We start from the raw sequence: 827 nt of genomic DNA on the forward strand, positions 1-827 counted from the left end.
GGTTCGTCTTGTTCAGTTTTCAAAGGTCTTTGTCGCCCTCGCAAGCGACAACTATATCAGTATATCACCTCAACTAATTCTTGTCAATACTTTTTTTGAACTTTTTTTGCTTTTTTGTAACTTTTTTCCAAACCGACTTTGCGAGATCGTTTCAAATACTTCAAAGACATGGGATTCAGTCCTATGTAGCGTTACAATAGATGTGAGACCTGAGTACCAAAAAAGAAGAAACCTTGATATGATTAGTTCTGACACAACCATCAAAAAAAGGAGTCTTCTCATGAATAGTATACCACAAAACATCCGCTACCTGCCACATACTTTGGATACCCGCTATCACGCTGTCAAAACCTATCGCAACGGTACCTCTGTTGCCTTTATCTGTCGGAGATACAAAATCTCAAAAGCCTCTCTTATGCGTTGGAATAAACGGTTCGATGGAAGCAAAGAATCTCTATGTGACAAATCCCATCGCCCTCTGACACCTCATCCAAATAGTCACACCAATGAAGAAATCAATTGGATCAAACACTGTATCCGCCGCAATCCTAAGGCTACGCTGATTGAAATCTTCTATAAACTCAAAACAAACAAAGGTTACCACAGGCATCCTTGCTCCCTCTTTCGTATCCTGAGAAAATTAGGCTTCTTCAAAGCTCCTAAAGAAAAGAAAAAAACCTACAAACCAAAGTGTACTGACCCCAAAAAGTTGGACAAAAAATATTAGTGAAAGGATTTGGTTCTGTACTGAACAGGGCTGAGTCTTTTTAGCTTTGCTTTAATACGCTTGTTGTTGTAGTAAAAAATATAATCCGTGATGGCTTGTT

1 protein-coding gene and 1 pseudogene are annotated in these 827 nt (G+C 38.8%); one reads left to right on the forward strand and one right to left on the reverse strand.

The window, feature by feature from the left end; translation table 11 throughout:
• Window positions 1-280 precede the first annotated feature (280 nt).
• A pseudogene (locus tag AC5FEC_RS10375) lies at window positions 281-724 on the forward strand (transposase family protein); the annotation flags it as partial.
• Here AC5FEC_RS10375 and AC5FEC_RS10380 read toward each other — a convergent pair.
• On the reverse strand, window positions 724-827 hold a 104-nt coding region (locus tag AC5FEC_RS10380), incomplete at its 5' end, for an IS3 family transposase (protein ID WP_493662112.1). The pseudogene AC5FEC_RS10375 and the gene AC5FEC_RS10380 sit on opposite strands and share 1 nt — an antisense overlap.

This window comes from Streptococcus sp. STC1396 (genome assembly GCF_058933875.1).